Origin of the sequence: Luteibacter sp. 1214, assembly GCF_031455395.1 — a bacterium.
GTDB lineage: Bacteria > Pseudomonadota > Gammaproteobacteria > Xanthomonadales > Rhodanobacteraceae > Luteibacter > Luteibacter mycovicinus.
Genome location: NZ_JAVDSQ010000007.1, coordinates 86,368 through 109,750, shown reverse-complemented (window position 1 = coordinate 109,750; position 23,383 = coordinate 86,368). Strand labels below are relative to the sequence as shown.

Annotated in this window: 15 protein-coding genes; 11 read left to right on the top strand and 4 right to left on the bottom strand. The window is 65.0% G+C overall.

Annotation, left to right across the window (positions count from 1 at the left end; translation table 11 throughout):
- Nucleotides 1–79 precede the first annotated feature (79 nt).
- The 3 genes from J2X57_RS15770 (at nt 80) to J2X57_RS15760 (ending at nt 6,869) form a co-directional block, all read left to right on the top strand.
- Complete coding sequence (locus tag J2X57_RS15770) at nt 80–5,041, top strand: RHS repeat-associated core domain-containing protein (protein ID WP_309868579.1); 4,962 nt, start codon at nt 80–82, stop codon at nt 5,039–5,041.
- A 75-nt stretch (nt 5,042–5,116) separates the two neighbouring features.
- Nucleotides 5,117–6,310 carry a hypothetical protein gene (locus tag J2X57_RS15765; RefSeq protein WP_309868577.1) on the top strand — a complete coding sequence of 398 codons (1,194 nt, stop codon included), beginning with the start codon at nt 5,117–5,119 and terminating at the stop codon, nt 6,308–6,310.
- A 10-nt stretch (nt 6,311–6,320) separates the two neighbouring features.
- Nucleotides 6,321–6,869 carry a hypothetical protein gene (locus J2X57_RS15760; protein WP_036111527.1) on the top strand — a complete coding sequence of 183 codons (549 nt, stop codon included), beginning with the start codon at nt 6,321–6,323 and terminating at the stop codon, nt 6,867–6,869.
- Between the two features lie 11 nt (nt 6,870–6,880).
- On the opposite strand, the gene J2X57_RS15755 is transcribed toward J2X57_RS15760, so the two are convergent.
- Nucleotides 6,881–7,144, bottom strand: a complete 264-nt coding sequence (locus J2X57_RS15755) for a hypothetical protein (protein WP_309868575.1) — start codon at nt 7,142–7,144, stop codon at nt 6,881–6,883.
- 176 nt (nt 7,145–7,320) lie between these two features.
- Here J2X57_RS15755 and J2X57_RS15750 point away from each other — a divergent pair, with 176 nt between their 5' ends.
- The 6 genes from J2X57_RS15750 to J2X57_RS15725 all read left to right on the top strand — a co-directional run bounded on the left by J2X57_RS15750 (nt 7,321) and on the right by J2X57_RS15725 (nt 15,839).
- Nucleotides 7,321–8,856 (top strand): aldehyde dehydrogenase family protein, encoded by a 1,536-nt coding sequence (locus tag J2X57_RS15750; RefSeq protein WP_309868571.1) that lies wholly within the window; start codon nt 7,321–7,323, stop codon nt 8,854–8,856.
- A 15-nt stretch (nt 8,857–8,871) separates the two neighbouring features.
- The gene (locus J2X57_RS15745; RefSeq protein ID WP_309868569.1) at nt 8,872–9,639 is read left to right on the top strand and encodes a class I SAM-dependent methyltransferase; all 768 of its coding nucleotides are present in this window, start codon (nt 8,872–8,874) and stop codon (nt 9,637–9,639) included.
- Entirely contained in the window at nt 9,639–10,667 is a 1,029-nt protein-coding gene (locus J2X57_RS15740) for a quinone-dependent dihydroorotate dehydrogenase (RefSeq protein ID WP_309868567.1), read from the top strand. Before J2X57_RS15745 ends, J2X57_RS15740 begins: the two co-directional genes overlap by 1 nt.
- Nucleotides 10,664–11,704 (top strand): UDP-N-acetylmuramate dehydrogenase, encoded by a 1,041-nt coding sequence (gene murB / locus J2X57_RS15735; RefSeq protein WP_309868565.1) that lies wholly within the window; start codon nt 10,664–10,666, stop codon nt 11,702–11,704. The genes J2X57_RS15740 and murB overlap by 4 nt, the downstream gene beginning before the upstream one ends.
- A 98-nt stretch (nt 11,705–11,802) precedes the next feature.
- Nucleotides 11,803–13,962: a polyphosphate kinase 1 gene (gene ppk1 / locus J2X57_RS15730; protein WP_036111513.1), complete on the top strand. Its 2,160-nt coding sequence runs from the start codon at nt 11,803–11,805 to the stop codon at nt 13,960–13,962.
- 155 nt (nt 13,963–14,117) lie between these two features.
- Nucleotides 14,118–15,839: a diguanylate cyclase gene (locus tag J2X57_RS15725; RefSeq protein WP_309868563.1), complete on the top strand. Its 1,722-nt coding sequence runs from the start codon at nt 14,118–14,120 to the stop codon at nt 15,837–15,839.
- A gap of 13 nt (nt 15,840–15,852) precedes the next feature.
- Here J2X57_RS15725 and J2X57_RS15720 read toward each other — a convergent pair whose 3' ends face one another.
- The 3 genes from J2X57_RS15720 to J2X57_RS15710 all read right to left on the bottom strand — a co-directional run bounded on the left by J2X57_RS15720 (nt 15,853) and on the right by J2X57_RS15710 (nt 19,906).
- Entirely contained in the window at nt 15,853–18,126 is a 2,274-nt protein-coding gene (locus J2X57_RS15720) for a thiamine pyrophosphate-dependent enzyme (protein WP_309868561.1), read from the bottom strand.
- 63 nt (nt 18,127–18,189) lie between these two features.
- On the bottom strand, nt 18,190–18,726 hold the full coding sequence (locus J2X57_RS15715) for a GNAT family N-acetyltransferase (protein WP_036111508.1): 537 nt from the start codon (nt 18,724–18,726) through the stop codon (nt 18,190–18,192).
- A gap of 10 nt (nt 18,727–18,736) precedes the next feature.
- Nucleotides 18,737–19,906 (bottom strand): acyl-CoA dehydrogenase family protein, encoded by a 1,170-nt coding sequence (locus J2X57_RS15710; protein ID WP_309868553.1) that lies wholly within the window; start codon nt 19,904–19,906, stop codon nt 18,737–18,739.
- A 139-nt stretch (nt 19,907–20,045) separates the two neighbouring features.
- Here J2X57_RS15710 and J2X57_RS15705 point away from each other — a divergent pair, with 139 nt between their 5' ends.
- Together J2X57_RS15705 and J2X57_RS15700 are read left to right on the top strand one after the other, a co-directional pair.
- Complete coding sequence (locus J2X57_RS15705) at nt 20,046–20,921, top strand: DMT family transporter (protein ID WP_036111503.1); 876 nt, start codon at nt 20,046–20,048, stop codon at nt 20,919–20,921.
- Between the two features lie 72 nt (nt 20,922–20,993).
- Nucleotides 20,994–23,360 carry a hypothetical protein gene (locus J2X57_RS15700; RefSeq protein WP_309868550.1) on the top strand — a complete coding sequence of 789 codons (2,367 nt, stop codon included), beginning with the start codon at nt 20,994–20,996 and terminating at the stop codon, nt 23,358–23,360.
- The last annotated feature ends 23 nt before the right edge of the window (nt 23,361–23,383 follow it).

Here is a 23,383-nt window from a genome sequence, read left to right as displayed (position 1 = left end):
CGATGCGCTGAGCAGCAATGATGATGGTTTCGGCACGGGCTGGCATCTGGGTGTCACCCGGCTGGAACGCGACATCGGCATGCTGGTGCTCGGCAGCGGCGACAGTCACCGTTTCGACCGTCTGTCCCCCGGCACTCCTTCGGGCTTTCCCGACCGTAAGCTAAAGAGCTTTCGGCTCACCGCTGGCGATAACAGTACCGCGGTACTCGAGCACGCCACGGGTGTCATCGAATATCTCGCCCCCGCCGCCGGCTCTTCCAGTAGTCTGCGTCCCCAGCGTATCGTCAACCCCAGTGGCGACGCCATTCACCTGACATGGGAAAGCGGGCCACACGGCACGCCTGTTCTGACACGGGTCGTGGATGACGAGGGTCAGCCCTTGCTCATACTCTCCTACCCGGATCGCGGCAACATCCACCTGACCATCTTCACCGGGCTGACAGCGCCGGTGGAACTGCATTTTTCGCGCGTGGGCGACACCTTGCAGCGCGTTCGCATCCCCGCGCTCACGGAACTCAACGCTGAGCCCGTTCGCGACGAAGAAGAAGCCGTGTGGGCTTTCGGTTATAAGAACAGCCTGGAACCGCCCTATCTCGCACTGCTGCGTTCGGTCACATCGCCCGATGGCATCCTCGATGTCGTGGAGTATGCGGAGGAGTCCATTCAGCTTCCACCGGGGGCGGGGCGACGCTACATGCCCGCCGTCGCCGAACGCCGCCGCGTACTCGACGCCAATCGCACGACGGTGCTGCAAACCAGCCGGTATGCCTACAACACGCATGGTGCCAACAATTACCTCGGCCATCCCCTGGTCACGGCATGGGAAAACCGAAACGATCAGTTGCTGCACCACGGCGACGCCGAAGGATTCGTATACGGGTCGCGGGAAACCCAGGTCGCCAGTAACGGCGACACGCTTTGCACGATCGAACGCACCTACAACCATTTCCATCTGATCGTCCGCGAAACCACGACCCGGGGCACGGTGGTCCAGGAGGTGAAGACGGTCTATGGCGAGGAGCGCGGCGTCCCGTTCGTCCGACAGAAGACGAGCTTCCAGCTACCGCATTCGATCACTACCACGCTGTACGACAAGCGCAACCCGACCGTAAAACAGGTGACCATCGCCGATAACACCTACGATGACGACGGCAACCTGATCGCGCACCGGGACGGCGCCACCGGTATCGTGGAGCGCTCGGCGTATTTCCCCCTGGGCGGTGAGAGCGGTCTCTGCCCACCGGATCCGCTCGGACTGGCGTATCGGCTGAAGAGCGAAACCGTCGAGCCGGGACCGGGCGGCGGTCCGGTGCTCACGACGCGTTACCGGTACCGTGACGTGCCTGTACGGGTCGCGGCCGGCGCAGCGCGCGCCGTGGCATCCCCTCGCGCGCCGACGTTCTACGTGCAGGCTTGCGAGGAAACCCTCGTTGAAAAAGACCGCGACGACCCGCTGACCCGCAGCGAGCAGCATTTCATCCTGGATCACAGCGATCGTCACGGCGCGTTGTCGAAGGAATCGCGCACGCAGGACGGCCTGACCCTGACCCGCGAGTTCACATACCGAACCGACACAGGCAGGCAGACCATCGTCACAACGGTCACCGAAACCACCTTTGACGGCGTGACCAGTACCACGGAAGAAGAGGTCGCCCTTGTCGGCGGTCAGCTGCGGGGCAGCATGGACGCGCTGGGCAATCACACCTACACCATCTACGACAACCTCTCCCGGCCGAAAACACAAAGCCGCGCACGCGGTCGGGAACAGGAAGTGATCACAAGCGAGTGGCAATACCATGTGTCGACGACCAGCCGCTGGGTGCAACGCAGGGGAGTGACCGGCCTGCCACACCGGACGAGGCTGGACGAACAGGGACGGGTCACCACCGAGGAAGAGCCGCTGCCCGACGGGAGCATGATGACCGTCCGCGAGGTGAGTTACGACCACTTCGGTCAGGTGCTGGCCGAGGTCCTTTACGATCGTCTGGCGAGCGATGCGCCACTACGGCTTCGCACGGAATTCAAGTACGACGACTGGGGCCGATGCAGCGACCGGACGGCACCGGACGGAAGTCATGCCCGGAGCGAAACGGCTCTCGTCGAGGTGAACGGTGAGGTCGTCACCCGCACGACAGCGTGGCAGGAGGCCGATGAACGGCGCATCGGTGGCTGGCAGTCGACCGACACCGACGCGGCCGGCCGACAACGGCGGGCGGCATCCGGTATCTGGGACGACGAAGGCGCGGCCCGCGAAGTGGCCATGACCCAATGGCGCTACGACGGCCTGGGTCGTTGCATCGAGATCGTCGATCCGCTGGGCCTGGTGACGGCGCAGCACTGGGACGTTCTCGGACGGTTGACCGAGGTGACGCTCCCCGACGGAACGGCGGTCGCGTACACCTTCGCGGCCGGGCACGAAGAGGCACTACCGACCAGCATGTCCTTGACGCCCGCGGACGGGGCCCCTGCCCTGCGCCTCGGCCGCCAGGACTGGGACGGCCTGGGCCGTCTCCTCAGCGAAACCTCCGGCAGCCTGACGCGACGTTACGACTACGGGCCCGACCAGTTCAACGCCGCCAGCGAGCACTTGCCCGCAGGCGGCGAGATCCGCCGGACTTACGATCCCTGGCTCAACGAAGCGGTAGTGACGGAAACGCTCGCATCCGACCCGCCGGTCGTGCTGAGAACGGCTGCCTACCATCCGATCGGCGGCATGCCTAAGTCGATCAAGAGCGACAGCGGCGAGATGGGGATTGAGACCGACTACCTGGGCCGGATGACCAAGCAGACGGTGACCATGGGCGACACGTCCCGCTCGAGCGAAGTGATCGTTTCACCGTGTGGGGTCGAACTGGTCAAAAGCGGGATCGACGGAGCCACCCAGGTTTTTCACTATGACAAATGCGGGCGTACCGAGCGCCTCGAGCACGTGACAAAAGAAGGTCTTGGGCTCGTCGATGTGACCTTTGCCTACGACGGTCTTTCACGCCCGACCTCACGCACCGCGACGACCGACGCGGGCGGGTCGGTGACCGAGAGCCTTGAATACGACGATCTCGGCCGTGTGGCCGGCACTACCTGGCTGGCCGAGCGCGCCGGCAAGCGCACACGGCGGAAACTGGTCCTGGAGTGGCGCAGGGACGGCAAGGTGACCGGCAAGCGGTGGTTCGGTAACGACGATGTGTCGCCCCTGCGCGAAGAAAGCATGGAATACGACACCCGGGGCCGGCTCGTCGTCCACACTATCGACGCCATCGACGGGGAATATCCCGTCGACGAAGCAGGTCATGCCTATCGCACGCAACGCTTCGACTACGACAGCATCGACAATCTGCGCAGCGTCGAGACCACGCTTGTCGATGGCCGCTTCAACCGGACCGCCTACGGCTACGACGCCATCGACCTCGACCGCCTCGTCAGCGTGGAAAGCAGCCTCGCGAGTTACCCGGGCTACGGCACCCCGCTGGTCGTCCGCTACGACGACAACGGCAACGTGATCGAAGACGGGCTGGGCAATGTGCTGACGTGGGATGCGGCGAGTCGGCTCGCCTCGGTCACATCGGCCAGCAACGTTCGCACCGACTACGCCTACGGTCCCGACGGCCGGATAGGACAGGTCGTCCGGCAGGAACGCAGCACCCTCCGCTATTACGACGACGGACAACTTTACGGCGAATTCGACGACGAAGAGCAGAGGCGTTTCCTGCGTTCCGGCGGCACGGTCGTCGCCGAGTCCGTCCTCAGCCGTGACCTGCGCAGGACATGGCTGCTGGGTAACGACCCGCAGGGTTCGGTGATTCTCGAGGCCGGCGATGCCGTCGCGACGCGTACCTACGGGGCCTACGGCGATCGCAAAGCGACGTCCGACGCGGCGCGGTCCGGTTTCGCCGGGGAGGTCTGCGACGCAAATACCGGCTGGTATCTGCTGGGTGAGCGCCCGTATTCGCCAGCACTGCGGCGTTTCCTCAGCCCCGACCGCGCGAGCCCCTTCGGCGCGGGCGGCGTCAATCGCTACGCCTATTGCGCGGGCGATCCGATCAACCGCATCGATCCCACGGGGAGCGCGTGGTGGGACTGGCTCGGCCTCGCGCTGGGCGCCATCGGTGCCGCCGTCGCGGTGGTTGCGACCGGCGGCGCCCTGCTCGGCGTCGTCGCCGCGGCCGCCGCCGGAAGCCTTACCGCGGCGGTATCGACACCGACCATGATGGTCATGGCTGCCGCCGCGGTACTCGAGGTCACGTCCGTGGCCGTGGAGGTCGGCGCCCTGGCCTCGGCGGCGACCGGCGATGAACAGACCGCCGGCATCCTGGGATGGATAGCGTTCGGAACGGGGCTGGCGTCGGGTGCGATGTCGGCAGCACCAAAAATGGGAGCGCCGCGTGGGAGATTCGTGGGCGCCCGGCGGTCAGCGACGCAAGGGGCGACCGGGCGAACACCGACCGTGACAGCGACCACCCTTCATCCAGGAACTACCGACTCAGGCTTGATTGAGGCCGTCCATCCCTCGGGGAGAAAGGTTAACCACTACGTGGGCGCGCCCGCAGTAAGTGCTCAAATACCGAACCGGATCATGCCTGTCGATCCGGCCAAAATAAACATCACCCCCCGCTGGTTCTCATTTACGAACGCCGCTGGGGGCACTGTTCATGTCACGGACACCATGACGACCGGCTCAATCGTCGCCGACCGGTTACGCGTGGTCGCGAAACAAAGAGCAGCGCAAAAGGGCCCTCATAAAATACGCATGCTGGATGGCGGTCACGGAGACGCGCTCGGGGACAACTATAAAAATGGAATCAGGGTCCATGATGACAGCCGTTTTCAACCGGAAGACAACTTCGCGGCAGCTAAAACTTCCTTCGAATTTCAGGGCGCCGGCCTGAAAATCCGAACCAAAAATTTCGCTGGCAGAAGCCCAGGTACGATTCGAAAGTGGCTTAACAAGGAGGGCGACACCATCGTCGCGCACTGCTACTCCATCGCTGACCCGCTTGTTATGGACGCGCTCAACTTGCGGAGCGTCGATGTCTTTACCTACTAGCGGTTTTCGGATGCATATGGATCACCGGGCCGGCTGCAACCCGCTCGGCTTTGCCACCACAACAGGAGTGTTCCGATGAAAAAACACGTCACGACACCAGAGGCAGGTCGCTGGGTGGAGCTCGTGCTGTTCAGGATCTACAAGGATACGTTTAACGAAACAAGCCCCACACTGAAGCTGTTCAACAATACGCGACAGCAATGCGCCGTGAGGGTCATGCTGCAGGCGATCGACAGCGACCGCAAGCCGGTCGATCTCACGCAGGCGGACCTCGATACGATCGAACTGATCGACTACAGCAGCGGCGAACCCCTGCCCCGGCGCGATCCGGGCCAGCCCCACCCTGACTGGGCGTTTTCGACCCACGATGACGGCTACCTCTGGGACGAGTCGCTTATCGGCGCGGTGCAGCACGACACGGCTGCGTCCCCGGAGAGCACCCGTCCGCCATCGGCGGACGTCCAGCGCCCCGCGCCTCACCAGAGTGTCGTCACACTTTATGTGTCCACCTCGGCGCTGTCGTCGCGCCAGATCGCCGCGCGCATTCCGATCCCGTCATCGGACACACGCACCGCGACGCCGGTCTACATCACCACGAACAGCATCGGGGTCGACGACCCGGTGGGCAAAGGCGAAGATGGCCAGTTCAATTCCTGGGTGAACGTCAGGCCTTCCGCTTTTCCGACGCTGCCCATCACCAGCTACGGGGCCACCTCCGCCGACGGCCGCCTTGCGCCGGTGAAAGTCGGCAGCCCGGATTACTTCTATTGGGTCAACGAGCACTACATTTACGTCTCTTACAACGGCCGCGAACTGGGCCTCCGATCCGTCAGCAGAAGCGCCGGTAAGCAAGAGGGTTTTTCGATCTACGGTAACGGCAGCCTCAACGACCATGTGCAATGGAGCGTCGCCTATTACGCCCAGCCTGGCGCCGACAAACCGGAAAACTTTCCGCTTCCTCCCCTTGCGACCATCGAGGTACCGTCGCCTTCCGTCGAAAGCGGCGGGAATGCAGAGCCGCCCGCGTCGTACACGCCTCTGGAGATGTTCAACCGATGCGTGGGCAGGATCGAAGGCGCGTCGCCGGCACGCGTGGTCGTCGGGCTACTCATGGGCAACTTGGCAGGCCGACTCCTTGACAAGGAGAAGAAGCCAGTCGCCCCCGTGAGAAGCACGCCGATCCACATCGTGGACGCTTACGGCAACGATCACGCACTTACCCTGTCGTTCGTTGCGAAGGTCAATGAACTCACCATTGCCAAAATGTAGGGGAAGTGCCATGAAATATAACAACACGACGTTGCTCGCCCGCTTGCCGATCGCTTTGTCGATGCTTTTAGCCGCGAGCGCCGGTTATGCGGATCCAGTCCAACAGGCCAGAGGGTTCGTGTCAGCGCAACAGGAAGCCGACGGCACGGGCGACGCCAAGGTCATGCCGCCTTACGTTCGACTTTACGAGGGACACAACCTCACGCAGGACACCGTTTGTTCCGTCCCACTCACCATCGGAGCACACGCGCAGTACCACTTCCGGGATAAGGAAGGCCATTGCGCCAACGATGAAGCGAAGTCGATCGAGTTCGAACACGTGCCCGCCGGAACCGTTGTCGAACTGTACGACGATCCGAAGTGCGGAAAAGGCGACGACTGGGTGTCCTTCACCTTCCGGAAGCTGGTACCCCGCACCTACGCCTGGGGTTTCGAATACAGCCTAGAGGACACGGACTTCGGTAACGGCCAGGTGGTCTACTCGAAGGTCTACCACGAAGACAACGGTCTCGACGGCAAGGTGTCGTGCATGATCATCAACGTACCTCCCGAGCACTGAAGCCGCGCAGGTCATCGCACGGCGGAAAGGTGCCTCTGGGTCGGCAGTCCGGGGATCGTTACGGGGCGTTTGAAATCGGCTCCGAACGGTCGCCAGATGCCGTCGGCACCCTCCACGGCGATGCCGGTGTCACCGCCGTCGGCCGACGCGTGATCGACCGCCGCCCGCAGGGCCTCAACGCGCGAGTTGAAGCGCTCCATGACGCGCCCATGGGTGCGGAGGGTCCAGGCACCGGACGCGTCGGGCAGATAGGGAACCTCATAAATATGCGGCATGTGCGGCCTCCGACCCTTAAAGGATTGTGAGAGAGACCATAGACTTGCCGGTGTCTTTGCAGGGTGCTCGCAAGTTCGGACGACCGTGACGCGCCCGCGACATCCGTCCCGCGCCGCACAACAGGGTGTGAAGGACTCGTTTGCTAGAATCGCGGTTTTAGCTCCCGGAGTTCGTCATGTCCTCGAAGATCCTCGCAGCGCTCGATCTCAACGCCACGGAATCGGGCACCTACCTCGGTCGCGGCGAGTGGGCCGCCACCACGGATGCCGGCACCATCACGCCGGTGAACCCGGCCACCGGCGAGCGGATTGCGACGGTACAGGCCACGAGCGCCACGGATTACGAGACGATCGTGCAGCGCGCGCAGGAAGCCTTCGCGATCTGGCGGACCACGCCGGCCCCGCGCCGTGGCGAGGCCGTGCGCCTTTGCGGCGAGGCCCTGCGCCAGCATAAAGACGCCCTGGGTTCGCTGGTCGCACTCGAGATGGGCAAGATCAAGCCGGAAGGCGACGGCGAAGTTCAGGAAATGATCGACATCGCCGATTTCGCGGTGGGTCAGAGCCGCATGCTCTACGGCTACACGATGCATTCGGAGCGCCCGGGCCATCGCATGTACGAGCAGTGGCACCCGATCGGCCTGGTCGGCATCGTCAGCGCGTTCAACTTTCCGGTGGCCGTCTGGGCCTGGAACGCCTTCCTGGCGACTATCTGCGGCGACATCAGCATCTGGAAGCCGTCGCCGAAGACGCCGCTCTCGGCCATCGCCACCATGAAGATCTGCAACGCGGCGCTCAAGGAAGCCGGCTTCCCGGACATTTTCTTCCTGTTCAACGATGCGGGCACCGATCTGGCGCAGACTTTCGTCGACGACAAGCGCGTTCCGCTGATCAGCTTCACCGGTTCGACCCGGGTCGGTCGCATGGTCGGCGAGCGCGTCGCGAAGCGCATGGGCCGCAGCCTGCTGGAACTGGGCGGAAACAACGCCATCATCCTCGACCAGTCGGCCGATCTGAAGCTGGCCATTCCCGGCATCGTCTTCGGCGCCGTGGGCACCGCCGGTCAGCGCTGCACCAGCACGCGCCGGGTCCTGGTGCATCGTTCCATCCACGACCAGGTCGTCGACACCCTCGTCAAGGCCTACGGCCAGGTCGAGCAGAAGATCGGCGACCCCACGCTGGCGACCACCCTGATGGGTCCGCTGAACAGCCCCGAGGCCGTGCAGACCTTCGTCGCCGCGGTCGAGAAGGCCAAGGCCTCCGGCGGCACGGTGCGTACGGGCGGCAAGGCACTCACCGACCGCAAGGGCAACTTCGTCCTGCCGACGATCATCACCGGCCTGAGCAATACCGACGAGGTCGTGCAGACCGAGACCTTCGCGCCGATCCTCTACGTGATGCCGTTCGACACGCTGGACGAGGCGATCGCGGAGCAGAACGCCGTGCCGCAGGGCCTGTCCTCGGCGCTGTTCACGCAGGATTTGAAAGCCGCCGAACAGTATCTGTCGGCCGCCGGCTCGGATTGCGGCATCGCCAACGTCAATATCGGCACCTCCGGCGCGGAGATCGGCGGCGCCTTCGGCGGTGAGAAGGAGACCGGCGGCGGTCGCGAGTCGGGTTCGGATGCCTGGAAGGTCTATATGCGCCGCCAGACCAACACCATCAACTACTCCGATTCGCTGCCGCTGGCCCAGGGCATCAAGTTCGAGTTCTGACCCACGGACAACGACATGACCGACCTGCGCTCCACGGATCGCTTCTCCGACCGCGTGGCGGACTATGTCCGCTTCCGGCCGGACTACCCCCGGGCGCTCGTCGGCTGGCTTCACGAGCAGGGCGTGCGGCCGGACTGGACCGTCGCCGATATCGGCGCCGGTACGGGCATTTCCAGCAAGCTGTTCCTCGACGCCGGGCACCGCGTAACCGGCGTCGAACCGAACGCACCCATGCGCGCCGCGGCCGAGCAATGGCTGGGCACCGAAGGGCGCTTCCGGTCGCATGACGGGACCGCGGAAGCGACCGGCCTGCCCGACGGGTCGGTCGACCTGATCATCGCCGGGCAGGCGTTTCACTGGTTCGACAAGGAAAAGGTACGCACCGAGTTCACCCGCGTGCTCAGTGACCGCGGTCTGGTGGCGGTGTTCTGGAACACGCGCCGACTCACCGGCACGCCGTTCCTCGAAGGCTACGAGCGTCTGCTGCACGAGTACGGCATCGACTATGTCAGCGTGGCCGGGCGCTACGCCAATGACGAAGCCATGGCGCAGTGGTTCGGCCATGGCTATCGCGGCATGGCGTCGTTTCCGCACGGCCAGAAGCTGGACTACGAGGGGCTGCTCGGCCGGACCATGTCGTCGTCGTACATGCCGAAACCCGGCCACCCCAACCACGAACCGCTGTTGTTCGCCCTGCGCTCGCTGTTCGACGCCACGCAGGACGGCGGTACCATCGATTTCGATTACGACACCCGTATCTTCGCGGGACACCCGGACGCCTGATGTACGACCTGATCCGCCCCCTGCTGTTCGCCCTCGACGCCGAGACCGCGCACGGCCTTACGCTCTACGCGTCCGATGTCGCGCAACGCAGCGGCTTTTCCAGCCTGATAGCCAAGCCGCCGGCTGACTTGCCGGTGAAGGTGTTCGGTATCGACTTCCCGAACCCCGTCGGTCTCGCGGCCGGCCTCGACAAGAACGGCGAGCACCTCGACGGCCTTGCGGCCATGGGCTTCGGCTTCGTCGAGATCGGCACCGTGACGCCACGTCCGCAGGCCGGCAACGACAAGCCGCGCATGTTCCGGCTGCCGAATCACGAGGCGGTGATCAACCGGCTCGGCTTCAACAACGGAGGCATCGATGCGCTGGTGCGCAACGTACGGAAGGCATCCTTCCGCGGCGTGCTCGGCATCAACATCGGCAAGAACAAGGACACGCCCAACGAGCGTGCCATCGACGATTACCTGATCTGCCTCGATCGCGCCTACCCGCTGGCCAGCTACATCACGGTCAACATTTCCTCCCCGAATACACAGGGCCTGCGCGACCTTCAGGAGGAAGAGACGCTGCGCCGATTCATCGGCACGCTGCGCGAGTCGCAGGAGAGCCTTGCCGCGAAACACGGGGCACGCAAGCCGATGCTGCTGAAAATCGCTCCCGATCTCTCGGAAGGCGAACTCGACGCCATCGCCGACGTATTGCTCGCTTCCGGTATCGACGGCGTCATCTGCACCAACACCACGATCGACCGCGACACCGTCGCCGGCGATCCGCATGCCGGCGAAGTGGGCGGCCTGTCGGGACGGCCATTGTTCGAGAAGTCCACTCGCGTCCTGCGCGCCATGAAGGCCCGCGTGGGCGACCGGCTGCCCATCATCGGCGTGGGCGGCATTCTCGACGGCGACACCGCCGCCGAAAAAATCGAGGCCGGCGCATCCCTGGTGCAGGTCTATTCGGGCCTGGTCTACCGCGGCCCGAAGCTGATCGCCGAAGCCGTCACCGAAATCCGTCGCCGCGGGATCGTGGCATGAACAATGATCCCATCGACATGGGTGGTTTCCTGCTCACCAGCGACGCACCGCTCGCCGGACGGAACACGCTGCGCGTGGATGCCCGGGCGCGGCTGCTGGCCGAGGTGCACGACGTCGGCAAGCTGCCCGGGCTGCTCGCCTACCCTGCCGTTCGCGACGGCAAGGTGCTGGTCCTGGGCGAGGGCAGCAACATGCTGATCAGGGGCGACATCGACGCGACCGTCGTTGCCATCGCCAACCGCGGCGTCGAAACGTTTCAGCGCGACGATCGCGTACTGATCCGTGTCGCCGCCGGTGAACGCTGGGATGACTTCGTGCGGTGGTCGCTGGGCCAGGGCTACGCCGGCCTCGAGAATCTGATCCTGATCCCCGGCACCGTGGGTGCGTCGCCCATTCAGAATATCGGTGCGTACGGCGTCGAAGTGGCGGAGTTCATCGACACGGTCGAGGCCTGGGATACGCATAAGGGCGAGTTCGTCCTGCTCGACAAGGCCGCCTGCGCGTTCTCCTACCGCGACTCCGCGTTCAAGCGGCAACCGGGACGCTGGATCGTCGTGGCGGTGACCTTCGATCTCCCGCGTGAAAGGCCGCTGTCGCTCGACTACGCGGGCATCCGCGAAGAAATGGAAAAGATGGGCGCGCAGCGCGCCACCCCGTATCACGTGGCCGAGGCCGTCGTCAGGCTGCGCTCGCGCAAACTTCCCGACCCGGCCGTGATCGGCAATGCGGGCAGCTTCTTCAAGAACCCCATCGTCGGCGCCCATCAGGCCGACGCTCTGGCGCTCGCCCACCCCGGCCTGCCGGTGTGGCCGCATGCGGGCGGCACGGCCAAGCTTTCCGCCGGGTGGCTGATCGAAGCGGCTGGCTTCAAGGGCGCACGCGATGGCGATGCCGGCATGTCCAACCGCCACGCACTGGTTCTCGTGAATCACGGCAAGGCCAGCGGCCCCCAGCTGTGGAGCTTCGCGCAGAAAGTGATCGCAGGCGTCGAGGCGATGTTCGGCGTCACCCTCGAGCCCGAGCCGCTCGTGATCTGATCTCGTGTCACGGTGATGTAAGAGCCCGGTCATATCCTTCCCGGGCGGCGTACCATGGGGTCGTCGTAATTCGCCACGAGGACGACGCCCTGGACACGATGACGCCACCCAACGAGACGCCGACGGCACCCAAGAGCCCCGCCAGCAAAGCGGTGGCGCCGCCGGATCTGCCGGAAGTCGACCTTGGCGACAGCAGCCTCTACGTGCATCGCGAACTGTCGCAGCTGCAGTTCAACATCCGCGTCCTCGATCAGGCGCTGGACGAATCCAAACCGCTGATCGAACGCCTCAAGTTCCTGCTGATCTTTTCGTCCAACATGGACGAGTTCTTCGAGATCCGCGTCGCCGGCCTGAAGCAGCAGATCGCGTTCGACCACGAAGTGATCGGCGCCGACGGCATTCCGCCACGCCGCGTGCTCGCCGAGATCGCCGAGGTCGCTCACCGCCAGATCGACCGGCAGTACCAGATCCTCAACGAGAAGATTCTCCCGGCCCTGGCCGCCGAGGGCATCGCCATCGTCCGGCGCAACCAGTGGACGCATAAGCAGAAGCTCTGGGTACGCCGCTATTTCCGCCATGAAGTGGCGCCTCTGGTCACGCCGATCGGCCTCGATCCGACCCATCCGTTCCCCCGGCTGGTCAACAAGAGCCTCAACTTCATCGTGCAGCTGGAAGGCACCGATGCGTTCGGCCGGGATTCGGGCCTCGCCATCGTTCCCGCCCCGCGTATCCTTCCGCGTCTGATCCGCATGCCCCCGGAGATCTGTGAGGGCGGCGACAACTACGTCCTGCTCTCCTCGATCATCCATGCGCACGCGGACGATCTTTTCCCCGGCATGCGCGTTCTGGGCTCGTATCAGTTCCGTCTGACCCGCAACGCGGATCTCACGATCGATCCGGAAGACGTGGAAGATCTCGCGCGCACGCTGCGCGGCGAGCTCTTTTCGCGGCGCTACGGCGACGCCGTGCGTCTGGAAGTCGCGGATAACTGTCCCAAGCCGCTGGTCGACTATCTGCTGAAACAGTATTCGCTCGAGGCTGACTCCCTTTACGAAGTCAACGGCCCGGTCAACCTGGCTCGCCTTTTCGAGATGACCCTGCAGCCGCAGTACGCGCGCCTGCAGTTCCCGACCTTCATCCCGGCACTGCCCAAGGTGCTGGCCGAGGCCGAAGACATGTTCGCGGTCATCGGCAAACAGGACGTATTGCTGCACCACCCGTTCGAGTCGTTCTCGCCCGTCGTCGACTTCCTGCGCCAGGCGGCGAAGGACCCGCAGGTGCTGACGATCAAGCAGACGCTGTACCGGAGCGGAGCCAATTCGGAAATCGTCGACGCGCTGGTGGAAGCCGCGCGCTCAGGCAAGGAGGTCACCGCCGTGGTCGAACTGCGTGCGCGCTTCGACGAGGAATCCAACCTCAGCCTCGCTTCACGCCTGCAGCAGGCCGGTGCGGTGGTGACCTATGGCGTCGTCGGCGTGAAGACGCATGCCAAGCTCATGCTCGTGCAGCGTCGCGAGAACGGAAAACTGGTGAGCTACGCCCACCTCGGCACGGGCAACTATCACTCGGGCAACGCGCGCCTCTACACCGACTACAGCCTGCTGACCTCGGACGAGGCCTTGTGCGACGACGTGCATCGCCTGTTCCGTCTGCTCACGGGCATGGGCAAGGCACTAAAGATGAAGCGCATGCTGTATGCGCCGTTCACCCTGAAGAAGGGCCTGCTCGACCTGATCGCCCGCGAGGCGACGAACGCCGCCGCCGGTAAAAAGGCGGAGCTCGTCTTCAAGATCAACGCGGTCACGGACCCCAAGCTCATTCGCGCGCTGTACCGGGCGAGCCAGGCGGGCGTCCGCGTCGAGCTCATCGTTCGCGGCATGTGCTGCCTGAGGCCCGGCATTCCGGGTGTGTCGCAGAACATCCGCGTGCGCTCGGTGGTCGGCCGGTTCCTGGAACACAGCCGCGTCTACTGGTTCCACAACGATGGCGAGCCCGAACTTTTCCTGGCCAGTGCGGACCTGATGGAGCGCAATCTCGACCGCCGCGTCGAGACGTGCTTCCCCATCGAGGGCAAGAAGCTGCGCCAGCGTGTGCGCCGCGAGCTCGACCTCTACCTGACCGACAACCATTCGGCCTGGGTCCAGCAGGCCGATGGCGGTTACACGCTGCTCCAGCCGGCAACCGGGCAGCCGGTACGGGACGCGCAGACCCAGCTGCTCGAGCGATTCGGCGGTCTGGCCGCTCCGGCGGCCGCCTAGGCCCTTCACCTACCCCCAACGGCCAAGGCGACATGCTTGCCGAATAGCGGCACAATGTGGCTGCTGGTAAGGGAGACGGGCTTTCCTTGGAATGCCGCCGGATCCACGTCGCGCGCCCGGCTGGCGCGCCGCCGTACGTCGGATGCAGGACTGGCATGAGCTCGAGGGAAAGACAGTGGCAGTGGTTACATCGCCTGATCCAGGCGGTCGTCACCTGCCTGCTCTTCACCGTCATGGCGACACCCGCGGCCACCCTCACCGGTAACTGGCGTGAGGCCCATCCCGGCGATGTCCCGTCGGACGTCCTGCTCGAAGCCTACAACCGGCCGCTCGCCTCGTTCGACCCGGCGCGCATGCAGGTCTTCCCGGCCTCGGCCAACGGCACCTGGGTCATTCTGCGGCAACTTCCGCCCTGGACCGCCGGCGAACGCGTGCTCAGCATCAACACGCCCGGGCTCGGCGCCGTGTCCCTCTACGACGAACACGGGCGGGCGGTGTCCACTTCGCTCGAAGACTTCGGCCCCGGCGTGCATGGACATGGGCGCCTGATGTTCAGCCTGCCCGCGTCGATGCCCGCGTCGCACACGATCCTGCTCAAGTTCGAACCGACGACGATGCCCGCCGGAGCGGTCACCATGTCGACCAGCTCGTGGGCCGACTATCTTCGCGAAGACAGTGGCTGGGTCGCTTTCGCGACGGCCTGTTTCGCGGTCATCCTGACGATGGCACTGATGGCGATGTGCTTCGCCGCCATCCTGCGTGACATGACCTTCGGCTGGTACGCGGCTTATCTGGTCTGCTACGCGCTCATCCAGGGCGTAAAGACGGGCTACATCTTCCATCCCCTGGAGTTCGAGTCGCTGGCGGGCATGGGCGATACGCTCGGCGCCGCGGCGACGTCGCTCTCCGTCTCGTTCTCGGCGCTGTTCGTGCTTCGCTTCGCCAAGATCGATGACTACGCACCGCTGTTGCGCATGCCGGTACTGGCGTTCGCCGTCGGCATGCCCGTGCTGATCGTGCTGCGTGCGACGGGTATCGAGGTCCTCGTGCAGACGGCGGCCTTGCTGCTGCAGCCGTTGCTTCTGATCGGCGCATCGTTGCTGCTGGTCGCCGGCGCCATCGCCGCGGCCCGCGGCTCGCGACACGCCTGGTTCTTCCTCGTGGGCTGGACACCGTTGCTGTTGCTGACCGCGTTATGCGGTGCGCAGACACAGGGCATGCTTGCCGACGCGCCGTGGCTGCCCAACGCGGCGATCGCCTTCGGCGCCTTCGAAGCCATCGTGCTGTCGATCGGCTTGTCGGATCGCGCACTCACCATCCGCCACGATCGCGATCGCGCGCGGCAGCTGGCCGACAGCGACCCGCTGACCGGGGTGCACAACCGCCGCGCCTGGACGGATGCCGCGCTGGAGCGTCTGGAGCAAGGCTTGTCGCGTCCGATCGCCCTGCTCTTCCTCGACCTGGACCATTTCAAGGAACTCAACGACCGCTTCGGTCACGCCGCGGGCGACCGCGCGCTCGTGGCGGTGGCGGCGGCATTGCGAGACGAACTGAGGCCTTCGGATCTGCTGGGTCGGTTCGGCGGTGAGGAGTTCGTCGCCATGCTGCAGGGCGTGGATCGCGAGAACGCCATGCAGGTAGCCACACGGTTGTGCCGCCGCATCACACGACTGGATGCTCACCTGGGCGAGAACAGCGAACCGCTCACGGTGTCCATCGGCGTGGCCTTGCGCACGCCGGCGGATACGTTGCAGTCGTTGATCGAACGTGCCGACGCGGCGATGTACGCGGCCAAGCTGGCGGGTCGCAACCGGGTGGTGTGCTCGGGGCCGGCGGGGCCGGCCCTGGTGCGGCGCGAGGGTAAGGTCGCCAACTAGGCCGCGCTGCGGTCTACGTGCGCTCCCGCATCGATTCCGCCGCGGCCACGATATCGTCGTCCCCCGGCAATACGAGAAACGCCGCCCCCGCCAGCGGTGTGAACGTGTCCGCACCGACGACCCGGCGCAACGGCACGTGCCCGAGGCCTGCCTCGACGATCGCCGTGATCACTCCCTCGCCGACGCCCGCGCTCTTGCGCCCCTCGTCCACGACGAGGATCCGCCTGGCGTTCGCCGCCTGCGTCGCGATGAAACCATCGTTCAGCGGCACCAGCCAGCGCAGATCGACCACGCGTACCTTCCAGCCCTGCTCCGCCTCGATACGCTTCGCGGCACGCAGGCTCATCGGCACCCCGTTGCCGAACGTGAACACCACGAGGTCGTCGGCGTCGTCGCCATAAACCCGCCCCTCGCCCAGCGGCATGGCCTCACCGGGTGCCGGGTAGGGAAACTGCCACCGACCGTCGCCGGCCTCGTGGAGATCCTTGGTCATGTACAGCGCGATCGGTTCGAGAAAGGCCGTCACGCGACCATCCACCTTCGCCAGCGCCGCCATCGTGCGCAGCATCGTCGCGGCATCGTCCCCACGACTCGGGCAACCCACGACGAGGCCGGGGATGTCACGCAGCGCGGTGATCGAATTATCGTTGTGAAAGTGACCGCCGAAGCCGCGCTGATAACCCAGCGAGGCTACGCGCATCACCATCGGATTCCGGTACTGGTCGTTCGAGAAGAACTGCAGGGAAGCCGCTTCACCGCGGATCTGATCGCAGGCGTTATGGAAGTACGCCAGGTACTGGATCTCCGGCAGCGGCAGCATGCCCATGTTGGCATAGCCCTGCGCGAGGCCGAGGATCATCGTTTCGTCGAGCAGCGTGTTGAACACCCGCGTGTTGCGGAACGCCTTGTGCAGGCCCTTGGTGACCGTGTACACGCCACCCTTCTGCGCGACGTCCTCGCCGAACAGCAGGCTTTCCGGATACTTCGCCATGAGATCGTGCAGGGCCTGACCGATCTGGACGGCCAGATGCTTCGGCGGCTGCGCCTCGGGGAGCTTGTCGGCGCCGCCGAACACACGCTCCCGCTCGGCGGCATCGGCGGCCCGTTCCGCTTCCGCACGAACCGCGTCCGGCGTGTACGGCGCCAGCGGCGCCATGACTTCCTCCAGCGACGCGAGCCGCGGGCGGCGATCGGCATCCTCGGCCGCTTCGAAACAGCGGTTGCGCGTGGCGTTGTAAAGATTGAGCAAGCTGTCTTTGTCGTACAGACCCGAGGCCAGCGCGATCGCCGCGCTGCGTAGCAACGGATCGGTCGCTTCGAGAGCCACCAGCTCGTCGATCGAGCGCCACTCGATCTCGAAGTCGGTGCCGGCATGGCCCATGACGCGCGTGGTGGTCAGGTGCAGGAAGGTCGGACGCCGCGTGCGCCGGCAGTGTTCGACGGCGCGCTGGACATCGGCGTAACCGCCCGCCAGGTCCAGCCCGTCGGCATGGAAGTAATCCAGATCGGGGCGGTGACGGAAGTTGTTGGCGACCCAGCCGCCCGGCGTCTTCACCGAGATGCCGATGCCGTTGTCCTCGCAGACGAACAGCACCGGGGCGGGCAGCTTCTGGTACGCGGTCCACGCCGCCGCATTGAAGGCCGTCTGCGCGGTCGCGTGGTTCGAGGATGCATCGCCGAACGAACACACCGCGATCGAATCCTGAGGGATGGGCAGGGCATGCCCGATGCGGCGTCCTTGCTCGATCGCAATGGCCGTACCCAGCGCCTTGGGCAGGTGCGATGCGATGGTGGAGGTCTGCGGCAACACCCATAACGGCTTGCTGCCCCACACCTTGTGCCGCCCACCCGAGGCGGGGTCTTCGCGGCTCGCCGCGAACGACAACGCGGAATCCATCACCGGATCCATGCCCGGCAGCTTGCGGAACCGCTCGGCCATGAAACCACCGCTGCGGTAATGCAGAAAGGCCGGATCGGTGTGCCGCGTCAGCCGCGCCACCATCGCGTTACCCTCGTGCCCCGACGAGCCGATCGTATAGAACACCTTGTTCTGTACGCGCAGCACCCGTGCCATCAGATCGAGATGGCGGCTGATCAGCTGCGACTCGAGCAGTTCGCGAAAACCGCGTGCATCCAGCGCGCTGCCCGGCAATACCGGTTCATCGTCCTGCGGCGCGCGCGCGACGTCGCCCTGCCAGAACTGCACGTACTCGACGAAGTTCTGGTCGACGATCTCGGCGCGGTTGAAGCCCTTGTGCCGGGCGGGGATGGGATGTGGGACGGACATGGCGGATTACTCGTAAGAGAGAGAGCCGGGCGAGGCCACACACGAGCCCGCCCGGCGTATACGTCAGCGACGCCGGGCGAGCCACTGCTCGCGCGTCTGGCCCCAGAGGTCGACGACAACGTCCGTGGACGGCGCCGGCAGCGCGCCGGGCCCCTGCCAGCGAGAACCGAGCTTCTTCGCCACGGCGATGGACGCGATATTCGTCGGCGCGATCGAATGAATCACCTGGCTCCAGCCGAGATGGTCGAACGCCCAGTCCATCGACGCGGCGGCGCCTTCGGTCGCGTAGCCCTTGCCCCAGGTATCCCGCGCCATGCCCCAGCCGATCTCATGGCCCGGCCAGCCCTCGGGCTGCCAGGGACCCAGACGACCGATCCAGCGACCGCTCGCGCGCTCGATGACGGAGAACATGCCGAAGCCATTGATGCTCCAGCAGCCGGCCATGGTCATGAAGTTGCGCCAGGCTACGGCGCGTGGCTGCGGACCGCCCAGGAAGCGATTCACTTCCGGATCGCCCATGCACGCGGCCCACGCCTCGAAATCCTCCGCCGCGGTGGGGCGCAGGATCAGCCGGTCGGTCTCGATACGCGGGCCGTGCATGGCACGTGCCTCAGAATGCGTTGATGCCGGTGAGCTCCCGACCGACCACCAGCTGGTGGACGGTCTCGGTGCCTTCATAGGTGATGACCGATTCCAGGTTCAGCGCGTGGCGGATCGCCGAATGCTCGGTCGTGATACCCGCGCCACCGAGGATGTCGCGGCAGTCACGCGCGATATCGATCGCCATGCGCACGTTGTTCCACTTCGCCAGCGACACCTGCGTCGGCTGCAGACGGCCGGCATCCTTGAGGCGACCGAGCTGCAACGAAAGCAGCTGCGCCGTCGTGATGCGGCGTGCCATGTCGGCGACGCGGATCTGCACGGCCTGGTTGGCGGCCAGCGGGCGGCCGAACAGGATGCGCTGCGAGGCGTAATCGAGCACTTCCTTCAGGCAGGCCTGCGCGGCGCCGATCGGGCCCCAGGTGATGCCGTAGCGCGCCTGGTTGAGGCAGCCCAGCGGGCCCTTCAGACCCTTGACGTTGGGCAGCCGCGCGCTGTCGGGAACACGTACGTCGTCGAAGAACAGGCCCGACGTCACCGAGGCGCGCAGACTCATCTTCTTGTGGACTTCCTGCGCGGCGAAACCCCTGGTGTCCGTCGGCACGATGAAGCCCTGGATGCCGTCGTCGGTCTGCGCCCAGACGATGGCGATGTGCGCCAGGTTGCCGTTGGTGATCCACATCTTGGCACCGTTGATCACCCAGTCGCCGCCGTCCTGGCGGGCCACGGTTTTCATGTTGGCTGGGTCCGACCCGCCGTGCGGCTCGGTCAGACCGAAGCACCCGATCACCTCGCCCGCGGCCATGCGCGGCAGGTACTCGCGTTTCTGTTCCTCGGAACCGTAGGCGAAGATCGGATACATGCACAGCGAGCTCTGCACCGAGGCGAAGCTGCGCAGACCGGAATCGCCTCGCTCCAGCTCCTGGCAGATCAGGCCATAGCTCACGGCGTTCATGCCGGCGCAGCCGTATTCCTCGGGCAACGTGGCGCCGAGCAGGCCCAGCGAGGCGATCTCGGAGACCAGTTCCGCCGGGAAACGCCCCTGCTCGAACGCGTCGCCGATGATCGGCAACACCTTTTCGTCGACAAAACGGCCAACGGCGTCCTGCACGGCGCGCTCCTCATTGGTAAGCAGCGAGCGGACGTCGTAAAGATCGAGCGGGTCGAGACGGTGAGCCATGCGGGTACTCGTACGTGGGCAGCCGGAAAGCCCTCGATTGTAGACCCGCGCGGGGTCGGGGTCATGGCGTCCCGCAACATGCATACAAGGGCTGCAAACGTTTGCATAATGGGATGCCCCCGCCTTCAGGATTTTCCCCATGTTCAAAGGCGTCCTGCTCGGTTTCGCCTGCTACGCGGCTTACGCGTGGAGCGATGCCTTCGTGAAGTCCCTCGAGGGCTCCCTGCCGCCGTACGAAGCGGTGTTCTTTGGCGCCGTGCTCGCCATGGCGGCGTTTCCGTTCCTGAAGAAGCCGGGGGACCGCTGGAGCGAGGTCGTGGTGTCGAAGATGCCCGGCCTCTGGCTGCTGCGCGCCATGGCCGGCGCCATCGGCAACATCACCGCCGTCATGGCTTTTACGGCCCTGCCGATGGCCGAGGCGTTCTCGCTGATCTTCCTGCTGCCGATCTTCGTGACGATTCTCTCGGTGGTCTTCCTCCGCGAGCACGTGGGCTGGCGACGCTGGTCCGCGGTGGTCGTGGGATTTCTCGGCGTACTGGTCGTTCTGCGGCCCGGCTTCCGTCACCTGGGCCAGGGCCACGTCGCGGCGATCATCTGCGGAATCACCGGCGCCTTGTCGATCATCGCCCTACGCATGGCCGGAGCCACCGAGAAGCGCATCACCCTCTACGGCGCGGGCGTGATCGGGCCGATGATCGCCGGCTTCATCATGATGCTGCCGCACTTCGTGTGGCCGGACCTGCACCAGTGGTTCCTGGTGCTTGGCTACGGGCTGCTCGCGGCGGCGGGCGCGGTCCTGCTGATGCTTGCCACGCAGAACGCCCCGGCGGCGCGCGTGGCACCGACCCAGTACAGCCAGATGTTGTGGGCGATCCTGTTCGGGTATCTGATCTTCCACGATCATCTCGACTGGCCGATGCTCGTGGGCATCGTGCTGATTCTCGGCGCGGGGCTTTTCACCTTCGTGCGCGAAGAGAAGAAGACCGACTGGTGGCGGTGGACGAACATCGTCTGAGTCGCGTCGCAAGTTTGCCGTGGCCGTACCCATGCGATAATTCGACCCGGAAAACAATCACCAAGGAATGGCATGGAGCCATGGTTCTGGCGCGTCGGCGCGGCTGTTTCGGCCCTCGGCGCGTGTGCGATCGCCCCCTCCCTCGCGAGCGGATTGATCATTTTCTCACTGGGCCTGCCGACGTCGGCCTTCGCACCCGGCCTGTGGCACGACTACTGGCAGGTGCTCGATCAGCCGGCTTACCGCCCCTACGCAACGCGCATCGCGATCTGCGCGGGCGCAGGGCTGGTGCTGCCGCTATTGCTGTGGTGCCTGGGTATCGTGTTATGGCGGCACCGGGCTTCCTCGGTCCCGGTGTCCGGCCCATTCGACCGCTTATCAGCCTCGTCCCTCCTGCTTACCGCGATCAAGCCCGGTGTAATTCACGTAACGAAAGAGCGTGGGCGCACGCTGGGCGCACCCGATGCCGCGTCAGTCCTCGTATCCGCTCCGTATTACCCTGAGGCGCACGCCGTCGTCCTTGCGTCGCTGCGACACGCAGACGGGTCCACCCTCGTCATCGACTGCGGCTCCCGCAGCCTTGCCTTCGCACACGCGGCACCCGGGAGGACCGTCCTTCGGCTGAACCCTTTCGGAGGCGGCCCTGCCTGGAATCCGTTGGCCGGCGCGTGGGGACCGCAAGGTTTGTCGGCCGATGAGCTTCGACACCTTGCTGCGGCGTGGTTCCCCGAAGCGAACCGACACAAACGATTCATCGTCAGTCACACGCGAAACGCGTTCGTCAGCCTGGCGCATGTGGTCGCCGACGTGCTGCGGTCTGCGCACAACGATGCGCCGCCGGCCGCCCCGGGCGATATCCACCGGCTTTGCGCACAGGCCGTCCACTACGTATCCCGACGCGCCTTCCTGCAGACGCTGGCAGAGCGTCCTGAAGTCGGTTTCCAGGCCAGGGAAGGACTTCGTGGGTGGCTGGGGCTTGATGATGCCGGTATCGATATCGTTTGGAAGCGTGTCTCCGACGTTCTGGCGCCTTTTGCGGACCCGATCGTGGATGCCGCCACGCGGAGCGAAAGGCTGGCACCGGCATCCTGGCGGCGAGCGACTGTGTACCTGGATGTGCCCGATCGGTGGCGCACCGCGTCCGGCCCCTTTATCGAATCGGCCATACGCCAGTGGCAGGCGGCGCTGGACGAGGGCGAGTCGTCGTTACTGCTGGCCCATGCCCTCGACACGCTTCCGCCCATCGCCGCGCTGACCGACGCGGAATCGCCGTGGCGATGTCTTGCCACGACGCGGGGCCTGAGCGCCCTGCACGACCGCTACGGCAACAACGCCATCACGCTCGACCGCCGTTTCACGGCCTGCGTCGTCCATGCGCCACGGGATGAAGCGCTGGCGAGGCGTGAGTCCGATGCATTGAAGCAGTTCGTTGCCGCCCATCGCGGCGACGGCCACCTCGCGTCGACACCCGCATCGCCGACCGGCCTCATGTCCCTGCGGGCGGGCGAGCAGATCGTGGTGACCCCGTCGGTGCCGACACCCGTCATTTGCCGTACCTTGACCTCATCGCGGAAGCCGAACACGCCGCCGCCCCAGACGATCGACCAAGGAGAGGCCATGCCCGTTTCCAAGTCTTTGATTGCGTTTCTTGCGGCGCTCAGCGCGGCGCCTCTGCATGCTGGAGAGTCGGCATCGTTGCTTGCTCCGCTAGCTCCCCCCGATAAAACCGAAGCGGCCGTCCCGACTGTCGACGCGAAGCTTGGGCCTTACCTCTTTCGTTTTCCGAAAAACATGTACTACCAGCAATCGGGACCCGATGCGGATGGCGGGGTGATGCTCAACGTACAGTGGCCTTATCTGCGGCCGCTCCCCCTCGGCGTCGACTATCACGACAGCAACGCCAATTTCATCAATCACATAAGCATTGATCTATCGACAGTGGAGCATCTTTCGGATGACCAGTACCGCGCACTGCTCCGCCGAATGATCGAGCCATTAGACCCGGAAAAACCCACACCGAGCGAAAAGGTCGTTGACGATCTCAGCGCACGAATACAAGGCGAAACATCTCACGGCCTGACACGCTATTCGGTGGACTTCGAGAAATTTCGACACTTCTACATCAAAACCTACGGCACTCACGTCAGACCTCCCGACCCCACACAGAATGACGACTGGTATGTTTACATGGGCGTGGATGGCATTCCGACGACGGTAATCAAGTGCACGTCGGTCGCTCAAACGGATGGCGTGCGGATCGAATCCGGGAGAATTGTCGACATTCCAGGCCATTCGCGCCGCGCGACGTGTAAGCATCAATTTCTGGTGCCTGAGTACCGACTGCTCGTTTCGCTCAGCTACCCTCGGGTGATCCTGCCCGAGTGGCAAACAATGGAGATGTTTGTGCGTAAAACGTTGAAAGCAACGGAGGCGAAATAATGACTGGGCTGACGAGTAAAGAT